The sequence below is a fragment of the Mycobacterium sp. UM_WGJ genome, assembly GCF_000455125.1.
GTDB lineage: Bacteria > Actinomycetota > Actinomycetes > Mycobacteriales > Mycobacteriaceae > Mycobacterium.
The window spans coordinates 419,403-440,141 of the sequence record NZ_AUWR01000008.1 but is presented as its reverse complement, the minus strand read 5'-3'; the positions used below and the strand labels follow the sequence as shown (position 1 = coordinate 440,141).

Here is a 20,739-nt window from a genome sequence, read left to right as displayed (position 1 = left end):
CGCCACGCCATTGACTAATTACGTTACGTAATGTAACTGTTTAGGGCGTGAGTCGCCGACAGTGGACGTCACAGTGACGACGGGCCCGGACCAGGCCCCGGTCGGTCGAGGACGCCCGCGCGATCCGCGCACCGTGCGGGCCATCACCGAGGCCGCCCGCCGGCTACTGGCTCGCGACGGCTACGACCAGGTGTCGATCGAGGCGATCGCCCGCGAGGCAGACGTCAGCCGCCCCACCGTCTACCGACGCTGGCCGTCGAAGACGCACCTGGTGTTCGACGCGGTTTTCGGTGCCGCCGAGGGCAGTGACGTGCTGACCAGCTCGGGCGATTTTGAAGCCGATCTGCGCCAATTCGTTGCCGGGGTGTTCGAGTTCTGGCGCGCACCGGACGTGGCCGCTGCGGCACTGGGCATCTTGGCCGATCGCCACCGCGACCCGGAGCTGTTCATCCGCACCCAACAGCTACTCGACGAGACGACCCGCACCGCCTTCGCTGTGCTGGTCCGCGCCGGTATCGACCAAGGCGTGCTCGAAGCCGACGTCGATATCGAGATCGCCTATGACGCCTTGGTGGGCACCAGCTTCTACATCGCCCAAGTCTTGGCCACCGAGACCGTCGACGCCGCCGCCGACAGACTGTGCGCCCTGCTGCTGCAGGGAATGAGAAAAAGGGAGAACCGGGATGAGTGACGAGCTGTCTCAGGCCTTTGCGGACTTGCTTGACGAGGTGCGCGTCGTCGAGCAGCGTCTACTGAACGCCGATCCGCCACTGGAGGAGGCCGATGTCCTCGACGGCTATCGATGGGCGTTGAGCCTGCTGCGCGTCGCCTCCGAGGCCTACATCTGGGGCGATGCGGACAAACCGATCCTGGTCGACGTGATCGGACCCTATCTCAAGTGGGGCGGCGACAATTCGGATGCCTTCTATCAGTTGGCGCCCGTCGACCCGAGCCGCAGCTATCGGGTCACCGGCAACCGTGGCGACGGGGTCTACCTGTCCATGACCGTCTACGGCGGCCCCGATGACGGCCGCTACAGCGACCGCATCATCGACACCATCAACGATCGCGACCTCGGTTGCGACGCCGACGGCAACTTCGAGTTCATCATCAGTGCGCAAGAGCAGCAGGGCAACTGGCTCAAACTGGAGCCCGACGCCGTGTTCATCCTGACCCGCGACTACCTCACCGACCCCGGCACCGATCGACGCGTGCAGTGGAAGATCGAGGCACTTGATGACACGCCGCGGCGCCCCGACAGCCCGGCCGACCTCAGCCGCAGGATGCGCGCAGCGCGCACCTGGATTCGCGAACAGGCCGCCATGGCGCCCGTGCGACTGCCGGCCAACGCGCTGCAGGATCCGTACCCGGTTCCCAGCCGCACCGTGGGCTGGGCTGCCGGCGATGCCGCCTATGCGATGGGCGCCTACGAACTGCAACCCGGCCAGGCCCTGGCCATCGAAGGAACCTCACCGGAGTGTGTGTTCTGGAATCTGTGCCTGTGGAATCCGTTCCTGCACACCTACGACTACACCCGCGAGCGAGTCACCATCAACGGTGCGCACGTCACCTACGCACCCGACGGGTCCTGGCAGATCGTGATAAGCGAAACCGATCCCGGACATCCGAACTGGGTGTCCACCGCGGGCCGGTCGAAAGGTCTGATCTGGCTGCGCTGGTTCCTGCCCGAGGCCACCCCCGACCCACTGGTCTGCCGGGTCGTCGACGTCGCAGAGCTGGCCTCGTGAGCGCCGCCACGCGGCCCGGCGCCATTCGGCTTACAGACCTGGCCAATCCGGTCTTTCCCGAGGCCGCCGGCCCGATGCGCGAAGGCCTGGCCGGCTACGGCGCGATCCTGCAACTCACCCCGGAAGCCCTGCTGCAGGCGGCAACCGAACGAACAGGCCTGGACAACTGGGGCGACAATGGATTCGCCGAACGCCTCGACGTGCTCTGTGGCTCGCTGGTCGCCGAGGCCGACCTGTCCGGTGTTGGGCGGGCGATGGCGTTCGAACAACTGGTGGGCCACCTGGTCAACCGGCTTCGGCTGGAAGACCTGATCGAGGCGAACCCCGAGATCGAGAGCGTCGAGATCGAACGCCCGATCATCATCTGCGGGCTGCCACGGACCGGCACCACCCACCTGCACAACTTGATCGCCGCCGACCCGGCCCTGCGCTACCTGCCGTACTGGGAGAGCATGGAGCCGGTCGCCACTCCGGGCGAACCCGATCCGCAGGCCAGGCGTGACCGCTGCGCCGTCGGCCTGGATCTGATCAATACCTCGATGCCCGAGTTCAAACGCATGCATGACATGACCGTCGACCACGCGCACGAAGAGATCCAGCTGCTGGGCAACGACATCTCCGGAATGCTCTTCGAATGTAGTTACTACGTGCCGACATTCGCGCAGCACTACAAGGAACACGATCAGAGCGCGTCGTACGCCTACATGAAGCGCACGTTGCAGGCACTGCAATGGCTGCGCGGTGGGACCCGCTGGGTGCTCAAGTCGCCCCAGCATCTGGAGCAGTTCCCCGCGCTGTATGCCACTTTCCCCGACGCCACCTTCGTTGTCACCCATCGGGATCCGGTCGAGGTGACGCGATCGATGGCGACCATGATCAGCTATGCGGCACGGATGGCCTGCGACCATCCCGATCCGGTCAAGATCTCGAAGTATTGGCTGGACCGGGCCGACGACCTGCTCACCGGCTGCCTGCGCGATCGCGAGGTGCTGCCGGCCGCGCAGTCCGTCGACGTGCGGTTCGAGGACTTCATGGCTGATGAGGACGGGACCGTCGCTGCCATCTACGAGCTCGCGGGTCAGCCTCTCGACACCCGGGCTAAAGAAGCCATGACGCAGTTCTGTGCCGAGCACCCCCGCGGGCGCTACGGTGCGGTGGACTACCGACCGGCCGATCTGGGTCTGGATGCCGACGAGGTGGCGAACCGACTGCGCGACTACCGAAACCGGTTCGTCGCCGACTGAGGGCTTTCGATGTCTAAGGTCACTTCCGGCTGAGCGCGCCGCCACCGTAGCCTGGCGAACATGATCCAGTTGGGACCGCCGCCCCCCGCGCCGGTCGTCAAACCCCGCCGCCGGGGCGGACCGCGCGGGCCGGTGTTCCTCGGCGCCAACATCGTGGTGCTGGGTTGGCTGGCCGTCGCGGTGGCGCTGCTGGCCGCCCACAACGTCGTTGCGCACCCGATCTGGCTGCCGGTGCACGCGCTACTGCTCGGTGCGGCCACCAACGCGATCGTCATCTGGTCGGGACACTTCACCACCACGCTGTGCCGGGTTCCCGACCCACCGCAATGGCACCTGGTGGCCAAGCTGTCCCTGCTCAACCTCGCGGTAATCGCGACCCTGGCCGGAGTGGCCTTCAACACCGAGGCGTTGACCGGGATGGGTGGCACGGCCGTGGCCGCGGTGGCCGTCGCCCACGGTGCCGAGTTGATCGCGATGAAAAAGCGCGCCCTGTCGGCGCGCTTCGACTACCTGGTCGGCTTCTACCTGGCAGCCATCGCCGCGCTGCTGGCCGGATCGGCGACCGGTGCTGCCATGGCCTTCGGGGTAGCCCGCTGGTATGCGCGGCTGTGGACCACCCATGTGCACGTGATGCTCTACGGCTGGATCGGCCTGACAGTGGTGGGCACCTTGTTCACCCTGTGGCCCACCACAATCCGCGAGAAGATCACCCCGCGCAGCTTTGCGATGGCCCAGCGCGCGCTGCCGACGCTGACGGTGGGCCTAACCGTTGCGGCCGCCGGCCTGCTCACCGACAGCTGGTGGCTGACCGCCACCGGACTGCTGGGGTATGCGGTCGGGGTCGGTCTGTCCATCGTCGGGTTATGGCCAGGGCGTAGCTTCACCGGACCCGCGGCCTGGATGCTGGTCGGCGCGACGGCCTGGCTCGGGGTCGCCGTCCTGATCGAGACGATCCGTCTGATCGCCGCCCGCTCCGTCGACGTGCTGCCCGCATTCGTGGAGAACACCCTGCTGCCGCTGCTGGCGGTCGGATTCGTCGCCCAGATCCTGCTGGGCGCCCTGAGCCAACTGCTGCCGATCCTGGTGGCCAACGGCCCACCCGTTCGCAAAGCCGTCATCAGCTACTTGGACCAGGGCTGGCAGGCCCGGGTCTGCGCGATCAACCTCGCCGTCCCGCTGGTGGCCGGGCCGTGGCGACCACCCGTGCCGTTGATCGGCTGGGTGCTGGCCGCGGTCGCGGTCGCCAGCTTCGTACTGCTGGCGCTGCGGCTCGCGCTACCCGTGGCGCTGCGCGGCCCGCTCGACACCGAGGCGATCGCACCGCATCCCCGGGCGGTCACCGGCGCGGTCGCCGTCGCCGCGGCGGTCGCCGTCGCCGCCGCGCTGGGGCTGGGGGTCGGCGGCCCCGCGTCCTCGGGGGCCGCCGGTGTCTCCGGTGAAGCCCGCACCGTCGACGTCACCCTGAAGAACATGCGGTTCTCCCCGGATGTGATCAACGTGCCGGCGGGAACCCGATTGGTGCTGCGAGTCACCAACATCGACGGACTGCCGCACGACTTGCACGTCGACACCGGCGAGCGCACCCCACGGTTGAGTCGCGGCCAGACCGCGGTGCTGGATCTCGGTGCGGTGCGCCAGGACCGGGAGGCATGGTGCGACGTACCCGGTCACCGGGCGGCCGGCATGACGATGACGATCCACGCCCTCGGTGGTGTCCCGCGGCATGAGCACAGCGGCGGGGAGCATGGTGGCCTGTCCGCACCGACGGTTTTGGACCTGGCCGCCGATCCGTCCCCCGGCTGGCGGCCGCGCGATGCGATGCTCGCGGCGGCGACCCCTGGTGTGCATCGGGTGGAACTGCACGCTGTCGACCGGGAATTGGAGATCGCTCCCGGTCGCCGGGAGATCCGCTGGACCTTCGGCGGTGTCGAACCGGCACCGACCCTGCACGGCCGGGTCGGAGACACCTTCGAGATCACCCTGATCAACGACGCGAGTATGGGCCACGGAATCGACTTTCACGCCGGCGCGCTCGCCCCGGACCAACCGATGCGCACCTTGACGCCGGGGGAGCGGCTGGTCTACCGGTTCACGGCGCAGCGGGCCGGCGCCTGGCTTTATCACTGCAGTACCCCGCCGATGGCGCTGCACATCGCCAACGGCATGTACGGGGCGGTGATCATCGACCCGCCCGGGTTGGCGGCGGTCGATCGGGAATACGCCCTGGTCGGTGCGCAGCTCTATGCGAGCGCACCGGATTCCGACGCCCAAACCACGGCCATCCGCGCCGGCCAGCCCGACGGCTGGATGTTCAACGGGACCGCGGCCCAGTACATGCACGCCCCGCTTCCGGCGCGCACCGGCGAACGGGTGCGCGTCTGGGTGGTCAATGCCGGCCCGGGCGACTCGATCGCATTCCACGTCGTCGGGTCGCAGTTCGACACCGTCTACAAAGAGGGCGCTTGGCTGTTGCGGCCCAATGACCCTTCGGCGCCGGCAGGAGGTGCGCAGGCTCTCGACCTGGCGCCCGCCCAAGGCGGGTTCGTCGAGCTCACCTTCCCCGAACCGGGCCACTATCCGTTCATGGATCACGACATGCGGCACGCCGAGAACGGTGCGCACGGCATCTTCGAGGTCTCCGGCTGACGGCCCGACACGGCGCGTCGCCGTGGTGTGGATGAACTGGGCTCTCGGTGTTCGCTGGCATAATGAGATCAGCGTCACAAGGAGGCTCACATGGGCCAGCTGCCAGGCATTACCGGTCCTCAGGTCGCTCTGGAGCCTGTGCAGCTGATCGGGCCGGACGGGGCGCCCACCGCCGAGAATCGCTATAGCCGGGACCTGCCCGAAGAGACCCTCTGTTGGCTCTACGAGCTGATGGTGCTCACCCGCGAGCTCGACACCGAACTGGTCAACCTGCAACGCCAGGGCGAGCTGGCGTTGTACGCGTCATGCCGCGGCCAGGAGGCCGCCCAAGTGGGCGCCGCCGCGTGTCTGCGCAAAACCGACTGGCTGTTCCCGCAATACCGCGAGCTGGGCGTCTTCGTCACCCGGGGCATCCCGCCGTGGCACCTCGCATCCGCCTGGCGTGGAACGTGGAACGGCGGGCTGGAGTTCACCGAGAAGAACTGTGCGCCGATCTCGATTCCGATCGGCACCCAGACGCTGCACGCGGTGGGCGCGGCGATGGCCGCCCAACGCCTGGCCGAGGACTCCGTCACCGTCGCCTTCACCGGCGACGGCGCCACCAGCGAGGGCGACGTACACGAGGCACTCAACTTCGCCGCGGTGTACACCGCCCCGTGCGTGTTCTATGTGCAGAACAATCAATGGGCCATCTCGGTGCCGCTGAGCAAGCAGACCGCCGCTGTCTCGCTGGCGCACAAGGCGATCGGCTACGGCATGCCCGGCATCCGGGTGGACGGCAATGACCCGCTGGCCTGCTATGCGGTGATGGCCGAAGCTGCCGAGCGGGCGCGACACGGCGGTGGCCCGAGCCTGATCGAGGCCGTCACCTACCGGCTCGGCCCGCACACCACCTCCGATGATCCGACCCGCTACCGCAGCAACGCCGAAGTCGACCGGTGGACGGCACTCGACCCGATCCCGCGCTACCGCAGCTACCTGCGCAATATCGGCGTGTGGTCGCAACGCCTGGAAGACCGAGTCGACGCTCGGGCCCAGCGCGTACGCAGCGAGCTGCGAGACGCCACGGTCGCGGCCCCCGATGCCGACATCGACGAGGTGTTCACCGCCGTCTACGCCGAGATCACCCCGGATCTGCAGCAGCAGCGCGCCGCGCTGCACGCCGAATTGGGCAGGGGGCGCTGATGACCCAGATTCTCGAACCACCCACCCGCGCAGCGACTCCCACCGCGGCCACCGGATCCACCGCCCGAAAAAGTGAAGAGCTGACCATGGTCGCGGCGCTCAACCGGGCGTTGCGCGATGCGATGGACGCCGATGCCAAGGTCCTGGTGTTCGGCACCGACGTCGGCGTGCAGGGCGGGGTGTTCCGGGTGACCGAAGGCCTGGCTGAAACGTTCGGTGAGCAACGCTGTTTCGATACGCCACTGGCCGAATCGGCGGTGATCGGCATCGCTATAGGGCTGGCGATGCGCGGCTTCGTACCGGTTCCGGAGATCCAGTTCGACGGATTCAGCTACCCCGCATTGGACCAGGTGGTCAGCCACTTGGCCAAGTACCGCACCCGAACTCGCGGCGCGGTGTCGATGCCGGTCACCGTGCGCATCCCCTCGTTCGGCGGAATCGGTGCGGCCGAGCATCATTCGGAATCCACCGAAACCTATTGGGCGCACACCGCCGGACTCAAGGTCGTGGTGCCCGCCGACCCCTCGGACGCTTACTGGCTACTGCGGCACTCGATCGCCGCCCCCGACCCGGTGATGTTCCTCGAACCCAAGCGACGGTACTGGGCCCGGGGTGCCGTCGATACCGAACACCCGGCGCCGGGGATCGGGTGTGCTGCCGTACGCCGCGCCGGTACCGACGTCACGGTGCTCACCTACGGCGGCGGGGTGGCCACCGCACTGTCCGCGGCCGAGATCGGCGCGCAGAACCACGGGTGGAGCCTGGAGGTGGTCGATCTGCGCTCGCTGGTCCCGCTCGACTTCGACACCGTCGCTGCGTCAGTGCGGCGCACCGGGCGATGCGTGGTGTTGCACGAGGGGTCCCGCAACCTCGGCTATGGCGCCGAACTGGCCGCGCGCATCTCCGAGGAGCTGTTCTACGAGCTGGAGGCACCGGTGTTGCGCGCCACCGGATTCGACACCCCCTATCCACCGGCGCGGCTGGAACGACTGTGGCTGCCCGGCCCCGACCGGCTGCTGGACTGCGTTCAGCGTGTGTTGGAGGCGCCGTGAGCACCGAGACGGTTCAGACCTTCACCGTCCCCGATCTCGGGGAGGGACTCGAAGAGGTGACCGTGACAAGCTGGAACGTCGCCGTCGGTGATCGGATCGAACTCAACCAGGCACTGTGCTCGGTGGAGACCGCCAAAGCTGAGGTGGAGATCCCCAGCCCGTATGCCGGCCGGGTGGTCGAGCTGGGCGGCGCGGTGGGCGATGTGCTCGCGGTCGGGGCACCCCTGGTGCGTATCGATACCGGTACACCGGCCGAGCGCCCAGCCGAGCCCGGCGGGCGCGCTCCGGTGCTGGTCGGCTACGGCGCCGACGACACGTTCGACACCAGCCGCCGCACCTGCACGTCCACCACGGGTCGGCCCAAGGCCAAGCCGGGTGCCCGCAAGCTCGCCGCCGAGCTGGGCGTCGACTTGAGCCGGGTGCCTCCCGGACCGAGCGGCGTGATCACCCCCGACGGTGTGCGGGCCGCGGCCGGCCAGGCGGCACCCGACGACGAACTTCGTCCGCCCAGCCCGGTGCAGGCGGCCATGGCCGAGCGGATGACACTGTCGCGTAGCAGGATCCCCGATGCGCACGCCAGCGTGCAGGTCGACGGCACGAATCTGCTGCAGCTGCGGGACCGGCTGGTCGAGGCGGACGCTGCAGCGATCACTCCGTTCGTGCTGATCCTGCGTCTGCTGGTCATCGCCCTGACCCGCCACCCGGTGCTGAACGCCACCTGGGTCGAAGCGCCGGCGGGCCCGATGATCCGCACCCACCACAGCGTCCACCTGGGCTTCGGGGTGGCCGCGCCCCGCGGCCTGTTGGTGCCGGTGGTGTTCGACGCGCACCGCAAGACCACCCGCGAACTCGCCGACATCGTTGCCCGGCTGATCGCCGAGGCCCGCGCCGGAACCCTCAAGCCAGCCGAGTTGCAGGGATCCACGTTCACGGTCTCCAACTTCGGGGCGCTCGGCCTCGATGACGGGGTGCCGGTGATCAATTACCCGGAGGCGGCCATCCTGGGGATCGGCTCGCTAAGGCCACGGCCGGTGGCGGTGGGTGACAGCGTCGTCGTGCGTCCGCAGCTGACCCTGACGTGCGCATTCGACCATCGCATCGCCGACGGCGCGCAGATCGCCGAATTCTTGTGCGCGCTTCGCGATCTGATCGAACAACCCGAGCTCGCGCTGCTGGATCTGTAGGCGGGCGCTGCTATTTGCGCTGCGCTGCGGCCAGCCGTGCGGCGAAGTCGGGCGACTCGACGGTGGCTGCCTGCGGACCCAGCTCGGTCTGCTTGGCGAACTCGTGTTGGTCGCCCTCGAGCGCGCCGGGAGTGGCGGTGGCGCGCATCGTCGCCTTGGTCGCCAAAACCACCTGCCGAGGCGCCGACGCCGGTCCGGCGGCCAACGCCAAAGCCGCGCTGACCGGGTCCTCGTCGATCTGCAGCGCCAAACCGTGCCGCACCGCTGCCTCCGCGTCGAAACGCATCCCGAACAACAGCGCGGCCCGGGCCACCTGGGGACCGACCGCCCGATGCAGCATCCAGGTGGCGCCGCCGCCGGGATGCAGACCCAACTGCTGGAACCGGGCGTCGAACAGCGCCGCCGGACCGGCGATACGCACGTCGGCGGCCAGCGCCAGGTTCAGACCCGCACCTACCGCGGCACCGTTGACCGCGGCGATCGTGGGTAGCGTGCACTGCGCGATCGCCATGAAACCGTCGTACAGCGCCAACAGGCCGTCCTCGGTCGCCGCACCGAGGGCCGACAGGTCGGCTCCGGCGCAGAACGCCCGGCCGGCGCCGGTGACCACCACCGCGTGCACGTCGGGGTCGGCTTCGGCGCGCTCCACAGCGGCCCGCAGCTGCACCGACATCGCGCCGGTGACGGCATTACGCCGGTCCGGATCGTTGACGGTGATCAGCGCTACGCGGTCGGTGACGCTGTATAAGACGAGATCGGGACGTGTCATGGGGCGATGACGCTACCGCGGGGGAGCGATCAGCCGAGCCAGGTGACGACTCCTGCGGTCACCCCCACCATTGCGATCATGAACATGGTGAAGAAGACGAGCGCCCGTTCGTGGCTCATGGATCTGCCTTTCGCGATTTGCCCGGTCTCCTTGTCGTTCCGCGCGACACGATGTCATGCGAACCGGGCTTGTGGCGTTCCGCTGGGGCTGACGCGCCGCTGTTCGGCGGCGTTCGATGCGTGGACGGATCGCCTTGGTTGATCGTTGATGCTCCAGCCTAGTGGCTAGCCCGGCTGGTTGCCGAATCCCCGGCGCTAATCACTGTGGTCCAGGGCCCGCAACGAAGGAGCCGTCGTCGTCGCGTCGCGTAACGCGCGCGAGCCGCCCCGAGGTTTTGGCAGACGGAAACCTGCGGCGAGGTGGCATCCGGTGACGGTAGCCGGGCCGATCGCCGCTAGTTGAGCTCGTCGACCCGGCCGGCGCGTCAAGGATCAACCGAAGCCGCTGGCAAGCATCACCCGAAGTCATACACGGCTGTTGCGCCCCCGGCAGGACTCGAACCTGCGACCACAAGATTAGAAGTCATGTGCTCTATCCACCTGAGCTACGGAGGCAATGCGGATCCAGTTTATCCGCTGGTAGGGGTGGATCCCCGGCGACCGAGTAAAGCCGCACCCGCGGGGTCGAGGCCGCGGTTCCAGCTTCGGCTCTCCTTCGTCGAACCTCGCTGAACCGCTGGGCTCATGTGGCGGTTCCAGCTTCGGCTCTCCTTCGTCGAACCTCGCTGAACCGCCGTTACCAATTCAACCGGCCAACACAGTATTTCGATTTGTCGGCAGGCATCCGGATCTGGGCCAATCGACACCCGTCGCCGGGGGCAAACAACTAGCGTTGAATGGTCGGCGTGACCTCTGTGAATCAGGAGTGGTGTGTGGTGACAGCCTCGGTGTGCCGAGCAGGGCGGGGTAGGGCTGCGGTGTGGGGAGCTCGGCGTGGGTGACCTTGTGGACGCCGACGGATTGCCTACCGAGCTCGGTGCTCTTGACTACCTGCTGCACCGCGGGGAGGCCAATCCGCGCACCCGCTCGGGGATCATGGGCCTGGAGTTGCTCGACACCACCCCTGACTGGGACCGCTTCCGGAGTCTGTTCGAGAACGTCTCGCGGAAAGTGCTGCGGTTACGCCAGAAAGTTGTGGTGCCCACGTTGCCGACGGCTGCCCCGCGGTGGGTGGTGGACCCCGACTTCAATCTTGATTTTCACGTCCGGCGGGTTCGGGTGCCCGAGCCCGGGGGCTTGCGCGAGGTGCTCGATCTGGCCGAGGTGGCCCTGCAATCACCGATGGACATCCAGCGCCCTTTGTGGTCGGCGACGCTGGTGGAAGGGCTGGCCGACGGGCGCGCGGCCACCTTGATGCACCTGAGCCACGCGGTCACCGACGGTGTCGGGGGTGCTGCGATGTTCGGCCGGATCTATGACCTGGAGCGTGATCCGCCGGCGCGGTCGATGCCGCCACAGCCGATACCGCAGGAGCTGTCGGCAGGCGACCTGATGCGCGACGGCATCAACCACCTGCCGATCGCAATGCTCGGCGGTACCCGCGATGTGCTGTTGGGGGCGCTGTCGATGGCGACCCGCACCGTGCGCGACCCGTTGTCGGCGGTGACCGGCGCCATCACCTACGCCCGGTCGGGTGCGCGGGTGATGAGTCAGGCCGCCGAACCCTCGCCGTTGCTGCGCCGGCGCAGCCTGGCCAGCCGGACCCAGGCGATCGACGTGCGGCTGTCGGATCTGCATCGGGCCGCCAAGGCCGGCGGTGGATCCATCAATGACGCCTACCTGGCTGCCCTGTCCGGTGCGCTGGGGCGCTATCACCGGGCGCTGGGGGTGCCGATCGCGACGCTGCCGATGGCGATCCCGGTGAACCTGCGCGCCGATGCCGATCCAGCCGGCGGCAACCGGTTCACCGGGGTGAATCTGGCGGCCCCGGTCGGAGTCGCCGACCCGGTAGAGCGGATGAAGCGGATTCGGTCGCAGATGACCCAGCGCCGTGACGAGCCGGCGATGGACGTGCTCGGCTCCATCGCGCCGCTGTTGAGCGTCTTCCCATCCCCGGTTCTGGAGAAGATGACCGAGTCGGTGGTCAACGCCGACGTGCAGGCCAGCAATGTGGCGTTCTATCCCGGCGAAACCTATATCGCGGGTGCGAAGGTGCTGCGGCACTACGGGATAGGTCCGTTGCCGGGGGTCGCGATGATGGTGGTGCTGATCTCCCGCGGCGGCGAGTGCACCGTCACGGTCCGCTACGACCGCGCAGCCGTCCGCGACGAGAGGCTGTTCGCCAGCTGTCTGGTGGCGGGCTTCGACGAAGTGCTGGCGCTCGCCGGAGATCCCGCGCCGCGCTGCGTGCCGGCCTCCTTCTCGGACGGTGACGCGTCATGACCGACGACTCGAAGCCTCGGCAGCCGCGCGACATGCGGCTGCCCGGATCGGTGGCTGAGATCGCGGCGAGCCCGCCAGGGCCCAAGATCGGCGCGTTCTTCGACCTTGACGGCACCCTGGTGGCCGGCTTCACCGCCGTGATCCTCACCCGGGAGCGATTCCGGAGCCGCGACATGGGGCTGGGGGAGCTATTCGGCATGATCCAGGCCGGGCTCAACCATCAGCTCGGCCGCATCGAGTTCGAGGAGCTCATCAAGACCGCGTCGTCGGCACTGCGTGGCCGTTCGATCAGTGACCTCGATGAGATCGGCGAGCGGCTGTTCGTGCAGAAGATCGCCAAGCGCATCTACCCCGAAATGCGTGCGGTGGTGCGAGCCCACCAGGCTCGTGGGCACACCGTCGTGCTGAGTTCTTCGGCGCTGACCATCCAGGTCGAACCGGTGGCCCGTTTCCTGGGTATTGCCAACACGCTCACCAACGCCTTCGTCACCGACGAGGACGGGGTGCTCACCGGCGAGGTGGTCGAACCGATCCTGTGGGGGCCGGGCAAGGCCGCCGCGGTGCAGAAGTTCGCCGCCGAACACGACATCGACCTGCAGGACAGTTACTTCTACGCCGACGGGGACGAAGACGTTGCGCTGATGCATCTGGTCGGCAATCCGCGACCGACGAACCCCGAGGGCAAGATGGCCTCGGTCGCCCGCAAGCGCGGCTGGCCGATCCTGCAGTTCAGCAGCCGCGGCAGCGGAGTCGTCGGCCAACTGCGGAACCTGGCCGGCCTCAGCTCGATCGTCCCGGTGGGCGCTGGCGCGATCGGGCTGGGCCTACTGAGTGGCAGCCGCCGTCGCGGGGTCAACTTCTTTACCGCGCTGTTCCCGCAGGTGCTGCTTGGTTTGAATGGCGTGCGGCTCAACGTGATCGGCAAAGAGAATCTCACCGCAACCCGGCCGGCGGTGTTCATCTTCAACCACCGCAACCAGGTCGATCCGGTGATCACAGCCTCGCTGGTGCGTGACAACTGGATCAGCGTCGGCAAGCGCGAACTGGAGCGAGACCCGATCGCCGGTCCGCTGGGGAAGCTGACCGAGATGGTGTTCATCGACCGGGACGACGCGGCAGCGGCCGTGGAGTCGCTACAACAGGTCGAAGAACGTGCCAAGCGCGGCTTGTCGGTGGTGATCGCGCCGGAAGGCACTCGGGTCGACACCACCGGGGTGGGCCCGTTCAAGAAGGGACCCTTCCGGCTCGCAATGGCGGCCGGGATACCGATCGTGCCGGTGATCATCCGCAACGCCGAGGTGGTCGCGGCCCGCGACTCGATGAGCGCTCACCCGGGCACCGTCGACGTCGCGGTGTTCCCGGCGATCTCGGTCGAGGATTGGACGGTCGACACGCTGCCCGAGCGGATCGCGGAGGTCCGGCAGCTGTACCTGGACACCCTGGCCGACTGGCCGGTCGACGAGTTGCCGGCCTGGTCACCCAAGCCGGCGGCCAAGAAGGCGCCCGCTAAAAAGGCTGCCGCCAAGAAGACCCCGGCTAAAAAGGTTGCCGCCAAGAAGGCGCCGGCCAAGAAGGCTGCGGCCAAGAAAGCCCCGGCCAAGAAGCCGCCGGCCCCGAAGGGGGAGCAGTGACGACATCACCGGCCAGCGATCCCGCGGAGGCCACCGCACCCTTCGACACCCTGGTCTTGGCCTACGTGAAGTCGCCGGTGGAGGCCGACCTCGTTCACGAGTGGCTGGAACGGTACCGGGACGGCCGCCCCGACCACCGCATCGAACTGCTGGAACTCGACCCGTCGCAACGCTCGTCCGGTGCGATGGCTCGGCTGGTCGGCCACCTCCAGCGCGACGAGCGGCGGTCGATCCTGCCGGTGCGGGTGTTCTGGATGCCCCGTGCTGAAGCGTCCGCCCTGAAGCGCGTGGCCGCCTTGCTGCCCGGCCGCAATCCGTATCGGCCCAGCGAACGCCAACAGCGCCAGATCCTGCGTACCGAGTCGTCGTTGGCCCGCGTCGTGGTGGGTGAGCCGGCCAGCGTCGCCGACCTGCGCAGCCAGTGGAGTGAAAACACCGTCGCGGAAAACCCGCGGGACTTCGCGCATTTCGTCACGCGCCGCGCAGTGCTGGCGCTGGAGCGCGCCGAGAACCGGATCCTGGGCCCGCAATACAAGTCCCCGCGGCTGGTGAAACCGGAGATCTTGGCGTCCACCCGATTCCGCGAGGGACTGGACGCCATTCCGGGCGCCACCGTCGACGAGGCCGGCAAGATGCTCGATGAGCTGTCCACCGGCTGGAGTCGGGTCTCGGTCGACTTGGTCGCCGTCTTGACCCGGATGCTCAGCCGCGGCTTCGATCCCGAGATCGACTACGACGAATATCAGGTCGCCGCCCTGCGCACCGCGCTGGAGAATCACCCCGCGGTGCTGCTGTTCTCCCACCGGTCCTACATCGACGGCGCGGTCATGCCGGTGGCGATGCAGGAGAACCGGCTTCCTCCGGTCCACGTCTTCGCGGGTATCAATCTGTCGTTCGGATTGATGGGGCCGTTGCTGCGCCGCTCCGGCGTCATCTTCATCCGCCGCAGCATCGGCAACAACCCGCTCTACAAATACGTGCTCAAGGAGTACGTGGGCTACGTGATGGAGAAGCGGTTCAACCTGAGCTGGTCTATCGAGGGCACCCGGTCGCGTACCGGCAAGATGCTGCCCCCCAAGCTCGGGCTGATGACCTACGTCGCCGATGCCTACCTGGACAACCGCACCGAAGATGTTCTGCTGCAGGGTGTTTCGATCAGTTTTGACCAACTGCATGAGACCGACGAGTACGCCGCCTATGCCCGCGGCGGAGAGAAGACCCCCGAGGGGATCCGCTGGCTCTACCGTTTCATCAAGGCGCAGGGCGAACGCAACTACGGCAAGATATACGTGCGCTTCCCCGAGGCCGTATCAATGCGCCAGTACTTGGGTGCCCCCGACAGTGCGGCTGCCACTGATCCGGATGCCAAGCGGCTGGCCATGCAGAAGATGGCCATCGAGGTGGCCTGGCGGATCCAGCGTGTCACCCCGATCAGCGCGACCGGCCTGGTGTCAGCGTTGCTGCTGACTACGCACGGGCTGGCGTTGACGCTGGACCAGATCCACCATTCGCTGCAGGCCGGCCTGGATTACCTGGAACGCAAGCAGACTCCGATCTCCAACAGCGGGTTGCGGCTGCGCAGCCGCGACGGGGTACGCGCAGCGGTGGATGCGTTATCCAACGGGCACCCGGTAACCCGTGTTGACGGCGGACGAGAGTCGGTGTGGCGGATCGCCCCCGAAGACGAGCACGCCGCGTCGTTCTACCGCAACTCGGTGATCCACGCCTTCCTGGAGACGTCGATCGTCGAACTGGCCCTGGCGCACGCCGGCCGCGGTGAAGGCGACCGGCTGGACGCGTTCTGGACGCAGGCGATGCGGCTGCGCGACCTGCTCAAGTTCGACTTCTACTTCGCCGATTCAGCGTCTTTCCGCGACAACATCGCCGAGGAGATGTCCTGGTTCGGTGACTGGCAGCAGCGGGTGGGCGCCGGTGGCGCCGAGATCGACGGCATTCTGTCCGAAAAGAGTCCGGTGACCTCCGACGTCATGCTGCGGGTGTTCTTCGAGTCCTACGCGATCGTCGCCGATGTGCTCTGCGACGCACCGGACGACATCGGCGAGAACGAACTGACGCAGTTGGCCCTAGGGGTCGGTCGCCAGTACGTGGCGCAGGGGCGCGTTCGCAGCAGCGAATCGGTGTCGACCTTGCTGTTCGCCACCGCCTGTCAGGTGCTCGCCGACCAGGGCCTGCTGGAACCCGCGCCGGATCTGGCCGGCCGCCGCAAGGCGTTCCGCGCTGAACTGCGAGGGATCCTGCAGGACTCCGACCACATCGCCCGCATCGCCCGGGAGGCATTTGCCGCCCGGGACATGGAGGTGCGACGCCACTGGCGGGGATTGAGCAGGTAGCAGGCGCGCCGCAACGTCGCCCGCCTGGTATGCAGCGCGGCTGGCGCGCACCATACGCTGGGAGCCATGACGGCTACTTCGGCAACCCGCGGCCGCGCGGCGATCGTGCTGCCGATGCTGGCCGCGCTGGCGATCTTGGCCGGGTGCATCGCCGCCGGGATCGGGGCCCTGTCGTTGGCCGACGCCCTGACCGCGACCGGCCTGCCCGACCCGGGACCCGTGACCACGCTGGGGTTGCCATTCGTGCGGGCAGCCGGCGAGATGGCCGCAGTGCTGGCGGTGGGATCGTTTCTGCTCGCGGCGTTCCTGGTGCCGCCGCAGCAAAGCGGGGTGCTCGACGCCGCCGGCTACCGTGCGCTGCGGTTGGGAACCGCGGCGTCGGGAGCCTGGGCGGTGTGTGCCGCACTGCTGGTTCCGCTGACCATCTCCGATGTCTCCGGCCACCCCTTGTCGGAGTTCCTCGACCCGGCGACGGCCTGGTCGTTTGCTGGGCTGGTCGACACCGCGTCGGCCTGGCGGTGGACCGCGCTGCTGGCCGCGGTGGTGACGCTGGCGAGCCTGCCCGTGCTGCGCTGGTCCTGGACACCGGTGCTGCTGGCGGGTTCGCTGCTGACCCTGATCCCGCTGGGGCTGACCGGCCATTCGGCCGCCGGCGGGTCACACGATCTGGCCACCAACAGCCTGCTCATCCACCTGATCGCCGCGGGCCTGTGGGCCGGCGGTCTACTGGCGTTGCTGGTACACGCGATTCGGGGCGGAGAACACGCCGACCTCGCCGCCCGGCGGTTCTCCACCGTGGCGCTGTGGTGCTTCGTGGCGATGGGCCTGTCGGGTGGGCTCAACGCGCTGGTTCGGCTGGCCCCTGCCGACCTGCTGACCACGCCGTACGGCCAGTTGGTAGTGGCCAAGTTCGTCGCGCTGTGTGTGCTCGGCTGCCTCGGTGCTTGGCAGCGGCGCCGCGGAGTGGCGGCGCTGCAGGAAGACCCGAACAAGCGCGCCCCGCTGATCCGGCTGGCGCTGACCGAGGCCATCGTCTTCGCGCTGACCTTCGGCGTTGCGGTGGGACTGGGCCGCACTCCGCCGCCCCCGCCGACGGTGCTCAACCCGTCGGTCCCGATGGTCAAGATCGGCTACGACTTCGCCGGCCCGCCGACCGTGGCCCGGATCCTGTTCGACTGGCGATACGACGTCGTCTTCGGGACCGCCGCGATAGTCCTGGCCGGCGTGTATCTGGCCGGGGTGCTGCGGCTGCGCCGCCGCGGTGACGCCTGGCCCGCGGGCCGCACCATCGCCTGGATGCTGGGCTGTCTGACCCTGCTGTTCGCCACCTCGTCGGGCACCGGTCGCTACATGCCGGCGATGTTCAGCATGCACATGGCGGTGCACATGCTCCTGTCGATGCTGGTGCCGATCCTGCTGGTGTTGGGCGGACCGACCACGCTGGCGCTGCGGGCGCTGCCGGTCGCCGGTCGCGGCGAACCGCCAGGAATGCGGGAATGGCTACTGGCCGCGCTGCACAGCCGGGTCTCGCGGGTCCTCACCAATCCGATCGTCGCGGCGGTGATCTTCGTCGTCGGCTTTTACGGGCTCTACTTCAGCAGCCTGTTCGACTCGATCGCCGGCAGTCACGCCGGGCACCTTGCGATGAACATCCACTTCATCCTCAGCGGCTACCTCTTCTATTGGGTCGTGATCGGCGTGGACCCCACTCCCCGGCCCATCTCACCGCTGGCCAAGCTGGCGGTGGTGTTCGCCTCGCTGCCGCTGCACGGCTTCTTCGGGGTCTTCCTGATGGGGATGCACAAGGTGCTCGGGGAGTGGTTCTACGGTGCGCTGGGCCTGCCCTGGCACACCGACTTGGCCGGAGACCAGCACCTGGGCGGCGGCATCACCTGGTCAGCAGGCGAATTGCCCCTGCTCATGGTGATGATCGCACTGCTGGTGCAGTGGCATCGCAGTGACCGGCGCATCGCCAAGCGTCTCGACCGCGCCGCCGAACGCGATGACGACGCCGACCTGGCCGCCTACAACGCGATGCTGGCGGAGATGGCCCGCCGCGACGGGTGAGCCCGGTGCGGCGACCCGCCGACGCGATCTGACCGTGACGAATCGAAGGAGAACCTGCAGTGACCTCACCCCGAACGATCGTGATCACCGGCGCCAGTGACGGCATCGGCGCTGTCGCAGCGCGTGCTTTGGCCGGACCGGAGGTCAATCTCGTAGTCGTCGGCCGCTCGGCTCAGAAATTGGCGCCGGTCGCCGCCGACGCCGGTGCCACCGCCCTGACCGCTGACTTCGCCGATCTCGACCAGGTTCGTGCGCTGGCCGAACAGATCCGCGAACAGGTCGGCACCATCGACGTTCTGCTGAACAACGCGGGCGGAACGTTCGCGCCGGGGCAACGTACCGCCCAGGGACATGAACCCAACTTCGGGATCAACCACCTCGCGCCGTTCCTGCTGACCAACCTGTTGCGCGACCGGCTGGCCGCCGCCGGCGGCGCGCTGGTGCTGAACACCTCCAGCATCGGCAACCGGTTCGGCCACGTCGACCTCGATGACCTGGACTATCGGCGCCGGCGTGCCATTGAGCCGCGGGCCTACGGGACCAGCAAGCTGATGAACATCCTGTTCACCCGCGGCATCGCCCAGCGCTGGGTTGACGACGCGATCATCTCGGCCGCAGTGCATCCCGGTCCGGTCGCGACGAGCTTCGGCCGGGACTCCTGGTTTGTCGGCCTGCTCTACCGCACCCCGCTGCGCCACCTCGCGGCCATCACCCCGGCCCAGGGCGCCGCGCCGTTGATCGAACTGGCCAACCGCGGCGCCGACCCCGCGATCAACGGCGTCTACTTCGACCGGCACCGCGCCAACGGCCGCGAGAACCGACAGGCCCGCGACCCCAAGCTCATCGACGGCCTGTGGCGCATCTCCGCGGATCTCGTCGGTCTGGACTGATCACCACGGCCGGTGCCCGAATCGATCGACTTGGTCTATTCGCGCAGCCCCGCTTCGGCGATGGCACTGGCCTCCTGCTCGGTGGCCACCGACGGTCCCGACCCGGGCAGGCGCTTGCCGGCCGTCTCCGGGGTGAACCACACCGTGATCGCGCCGATGACGCCCGCGCCCATCAGGATGAAGGCGGGCACCATCACGTTGCCGGTTCCCGAGACCAGCGTCTCGGCGACCAGCGGGGTGGTACCTCCGAACAACGAGACCGAGATGTTGAATCCGATGGCCACCGCGAAAAAGCGCACCGCGGTGGGGAACAGCGCTGGCAGCGTCGACGGTGTGGTGCTGTTGAAGCACACCAGCATCAGCCCGATGAGCAGCACACCGAGCAACCGGATCGGATAGCTGCCGCCGTGGCGGATCAGCAGGAACGCTGGGACCGAGCCGAAGATCAGTAGGGCGCTGCCGGTCCACAGCAGCGGCTTGCGGCCGATTCGGTCGGACAATCTGGCCAGTGGCATCACGACGACCAACATCATCACCAGCGCCACCACGATCATCGTCAGCCCGCGGCTGCCGCTGATACTGCCGACCTGCTTGAAGTACGTCGGTAGGTATCCGGTGAGCATGTAGTTGGTGACGTTCTCCGCCAGCACCAGGCCCATGCAGATCAGCAGACCGCTGCGGTGTCCCACGACGGTTTGCCGGAACTGCTGCCACCCGGTTTCGCTGGCCACCGAGTTGTCAGCACCGGCCTGTTCCAGCTCTTCGAAGGCCGGTGATTCATCGATGCGCAACCGCATGTACAGCGTGATGATGGCCAGCGGCACACCCAGCAGGAAGGGGACTCGCCAGCCCCAGTGCAACATGTCGGACACCGGCAGTTGGGATTGGATCAGGGTGACCACGCCGGCGCCGGTGATGTAGCCGCCCAAGGTGCCTAACGGCAGAAATCCGGTCAGCGCGCCGCGGGTGCGGTCCGGGGCGTGTTCGCTGACATAGGTCATCGCGCCGACGTACTCGCCGCCGGTGGAGAAGCCCTGCATCAGCTTGGTGATGATCAGCAGGACCGGAGCCCAGATCCCGATCGCCTCGTAGGACGGCAGCAGTCCCGTGATCGTGGTGCCTATCGCCATCAGCGAGACGGTCATGATCAGGACTTTTTTGCGGCCGATGCGGTCACCGAGTGCGCCGAAGAATATCCCGCCGAACGGCCGCACCGCGAAGGCCGCGGCCAGGGTGCCGAACGTGGCGATCAGGCCCACCGCACTGGAGCTGTCGCCGGGGTAGAAGACCTGCGCGAGAGTGGTGGCGAGGAAGCCGTAGATGCCGAAGTCGTACCACTCCATGAAGTTGCCGACAGCAGTGCCGGCAATCGAGCGTCGCATGGCTTTCGGGTTCGAAACCCGGATTTCGTCGCGTGCCCATGTGCTGCGGTCGGTGTGTGCACCGCTGCCGGACTGGCCTTTGGTATCCACCGCAAGCAACGTATACCAACGGTTCCATCGCCGCGCGGTTCCCCCTGCCGGGTCCGCCG

At 67.9% G+C, this 20,739-nt stretch carries 13 protein-coding genes, 1 tRNA gene and 2 pseudogenes; 13 read left to right on the top strand and 3 right to left on the bottom strand.

The window, feature by feature from the left end:
• The first annotated feature begins 73 nt into the window (after positions 1 to 73).
• The 7 genes from N416_RS0103900 to N416_RS0103870 all read left to right on the top strand — a co-directional run bounded on the left by N416_RS0103900 (position 74) and on the right by N416_RS0103870 (position 9,059).
• Positions 74 to 691 carry a TetR/AcrR family transcriptional regulator gene (locus N416_RS0103900; RefSeq protein WP_036457189.1) on the top strand — a complete coding sequence of 206 codons (618 nt, stop codon included), beginning with the start codon at positions 74 to 76 and terminating at the stop codon, positions 689 to 691.
• The gene (locus N416_RS0103895; RefSeq protein WP_024440821.1) at positions 684 to 1,748 is read left to right on the top strand and encodes a DUF1214 domain-containing protein; all 1,065 of its coding nucleotides are present in this window, start codon (positions 684 to 686) and stop codon (positions 1,746 to 1,748) included. Before N416_RS0103900 ends, N416_RS0103895 begins: the two co-directional genes overlap by 8 nt.
• Positions 1,745 to 2,992 (top strand): sulfotransferase, encoded by a 1,248-nt coding sequence (locus N416_RS0103890; protein WP_024440820.1) that lies wholly within the window; start codon positions 1,745 to 1,747, stop codon positions 2,990 to 2,992. Before N416_RS0103895 ends, N416_RS0103890 begins: the two co-directional genes overlap by 4 nt.
• A 60-nt stretch (positions 2,993 to 3,052) precedes the next feature.
• Positions 3,053 to 5,638 (top strand): multicopper oxidase domain-containing protein, encoded by a 2,586-nt coding sequence (locus tag N416_RS0103885; protein ID WP_024440819.1) that lies wholly within the window; start codon positions 3,053 to 3,055, stop codon positions 5,636 to 5,638.
• A 90-nt stretch (positions 5,639 to 5,728) separates the two neighbouring features.
• Entirely contained in the window at positions 5,729 to 6,823 is a 1,095-nt protein-coding gene (pdhA, locus tag N416_RS0103880) for a pyruvate dehydrogenase (acetyl-transferring) E1 component subunit alpha (protein ID WP_024440818.1), read from the top strand.
• A complete protein-coding gene (locus N416_RS0103875; RefSeq protein ID WP_024440817.1) occupies positions 6,823 to 7,875 on the top strand; it encodes an alpha-ketoacid dehydrogenase subunit beta in 1,053 nt (350 codons plus the stop codon). The genes pdhA and N416_RS0103875 overlap by 1 nt, the downstream gene beginning before the upstream one ends.
• On the top strand, positions 7,872 to 9,059 hold the full coding sequence (locus tag N416_RS0103870) for a dihydrolipoamide acetyltransferase family protein (protein ID WP_024440816.1): 1,188 nt from the start codon (positions 7,872 to 7,874) through the stop codon (positions 9,057 to 9,059). The genes N416_RS0103875 and N416_RS0103870 overlap by 4 nt, the downstream gene beginning before the upstream one ends.
• Before the next feature lie 10 nt (positions 9,060 to 9,069).
• Here the strand turns inward: N416_RS0103870 and N416_RS0103865 are convergent, their stop codons facing one another.
• Together N416_RS0103865 and N416_RS0103855 are read right to left on the bottom strand one after the other, a co-directional pair.
• On the bottom strand, positions 9,070 to 9,828 hold the full coding sequence (locus tag N416_RS0103865) for an enoyl-CoA hydratase (RefSeq protein ID WP_024440815.1): 759 nt from the start codon (positions 9,826 to 9,828) through the stop codon (positions 9,070 to 9,072).
• A 540-nt stretch (positions 9,829 to 10,368) separates the two neighbouring features.
• A tRNA-Arg gene (locus N416_RS0103855) sits at positions 10,369 to 10,442 on the bottom strand.
• 378 nt (positions 10,443 to 10,820) lie between these two features.
• On the opposite strand from N416_RS0103855, the gene N416_RS0103850 reads away from it, so the two are divergent.
• From N416_RS0103850 to N416_RS0103830, 6 genes and pseudogenes are all read left to right on the top strand, one after another.
• Complete coding sequence (locus tag N416_RS0103850; RefSeq protein WP_024440814.1) at positions 10,821 to 12,269, top strand: wax ester/triacylglycerol synthase family O-acyltransferase; 1,449 nt, start codon at positions 10,821 to 10,823, stop codon at positions 12,267 to 12,269.
• Positions 12,266 to 13,495 (top strand): annotated as a pseudogene (locus N416_RS0103845) (HAD-IB family hydrolase); the annotation flags it as partial. The gene N416_RS0103850 and the pseudogene N416_RS0103845, both read left to right, overlap by 4 nt.
• Before the next feature lie 237 nt (positions 13,496 to 13,732).
• Positions 13,733 to 13,882, top strand: a pseudogene (locus N416_RS24340) (hypothetical protein); the annotation flags it as partial.
• A gap of 14 nt (positions 13,883 to 13,896) precedes the next feature.
• Positions 13,897 to 16,251 (top strand): glycerol-3-phosphate 1-O-acyltransferase, encoded by a 2,355-nt coding sequence (locus tag N416_RS0103840; protein ID WP_024440812.1) that lies wholly within the window; start codon positions 13,897 to 13,899, stop codon positions 16,249 to 16,251.
• A gap of 66 nt (positions 16,252 to 16,317) precedes the next feature.
• Positions 16,318 to 18,318, top strand: a complete 2,001-nt coding sequence (locus N416_RS0103835; protein ID WP_024440811.1) for a cytochrome c oxidase assembly protein — start codon at positions 16,318 to 16,320, stop codon at positions 18,316 to 18,318.
• 59 nt (positions 18,319 to 18,377) lie between these two features.
• Complete coding sequence (locus N416_RS0103830; RefSeq protein ID WP_024440810.1) at positions 18,378 to 19,208, top strand: SDR family NAD(P)-dependent oxidoreductase; 831 nt, start codon at positions 18,378 to 18,380, stop codon at positions 19,206 to 19,208.
• Between the two features lie 35 nt (positions 19,209 to 19,243).
• On the opposite strand, the gene N416_RS0103825 is transcribed toward N416_RS0103830, so the two are convergent.
• Positions 19,244 to 20,590 carry an MFS transporter gene (locus N416_RS0103825; protein ID WP_024440809.1) on the bottom strand — a complete coding sequence of 449 codons (1,347 nt, stop codon included), beginning with the start codon at positions 20,588 to 20,590 and terminating at the stop codon, positions 19,244 to 19,246.
• Positions 20,591 to 20,739: the final 149 nt, after the last annotated feature.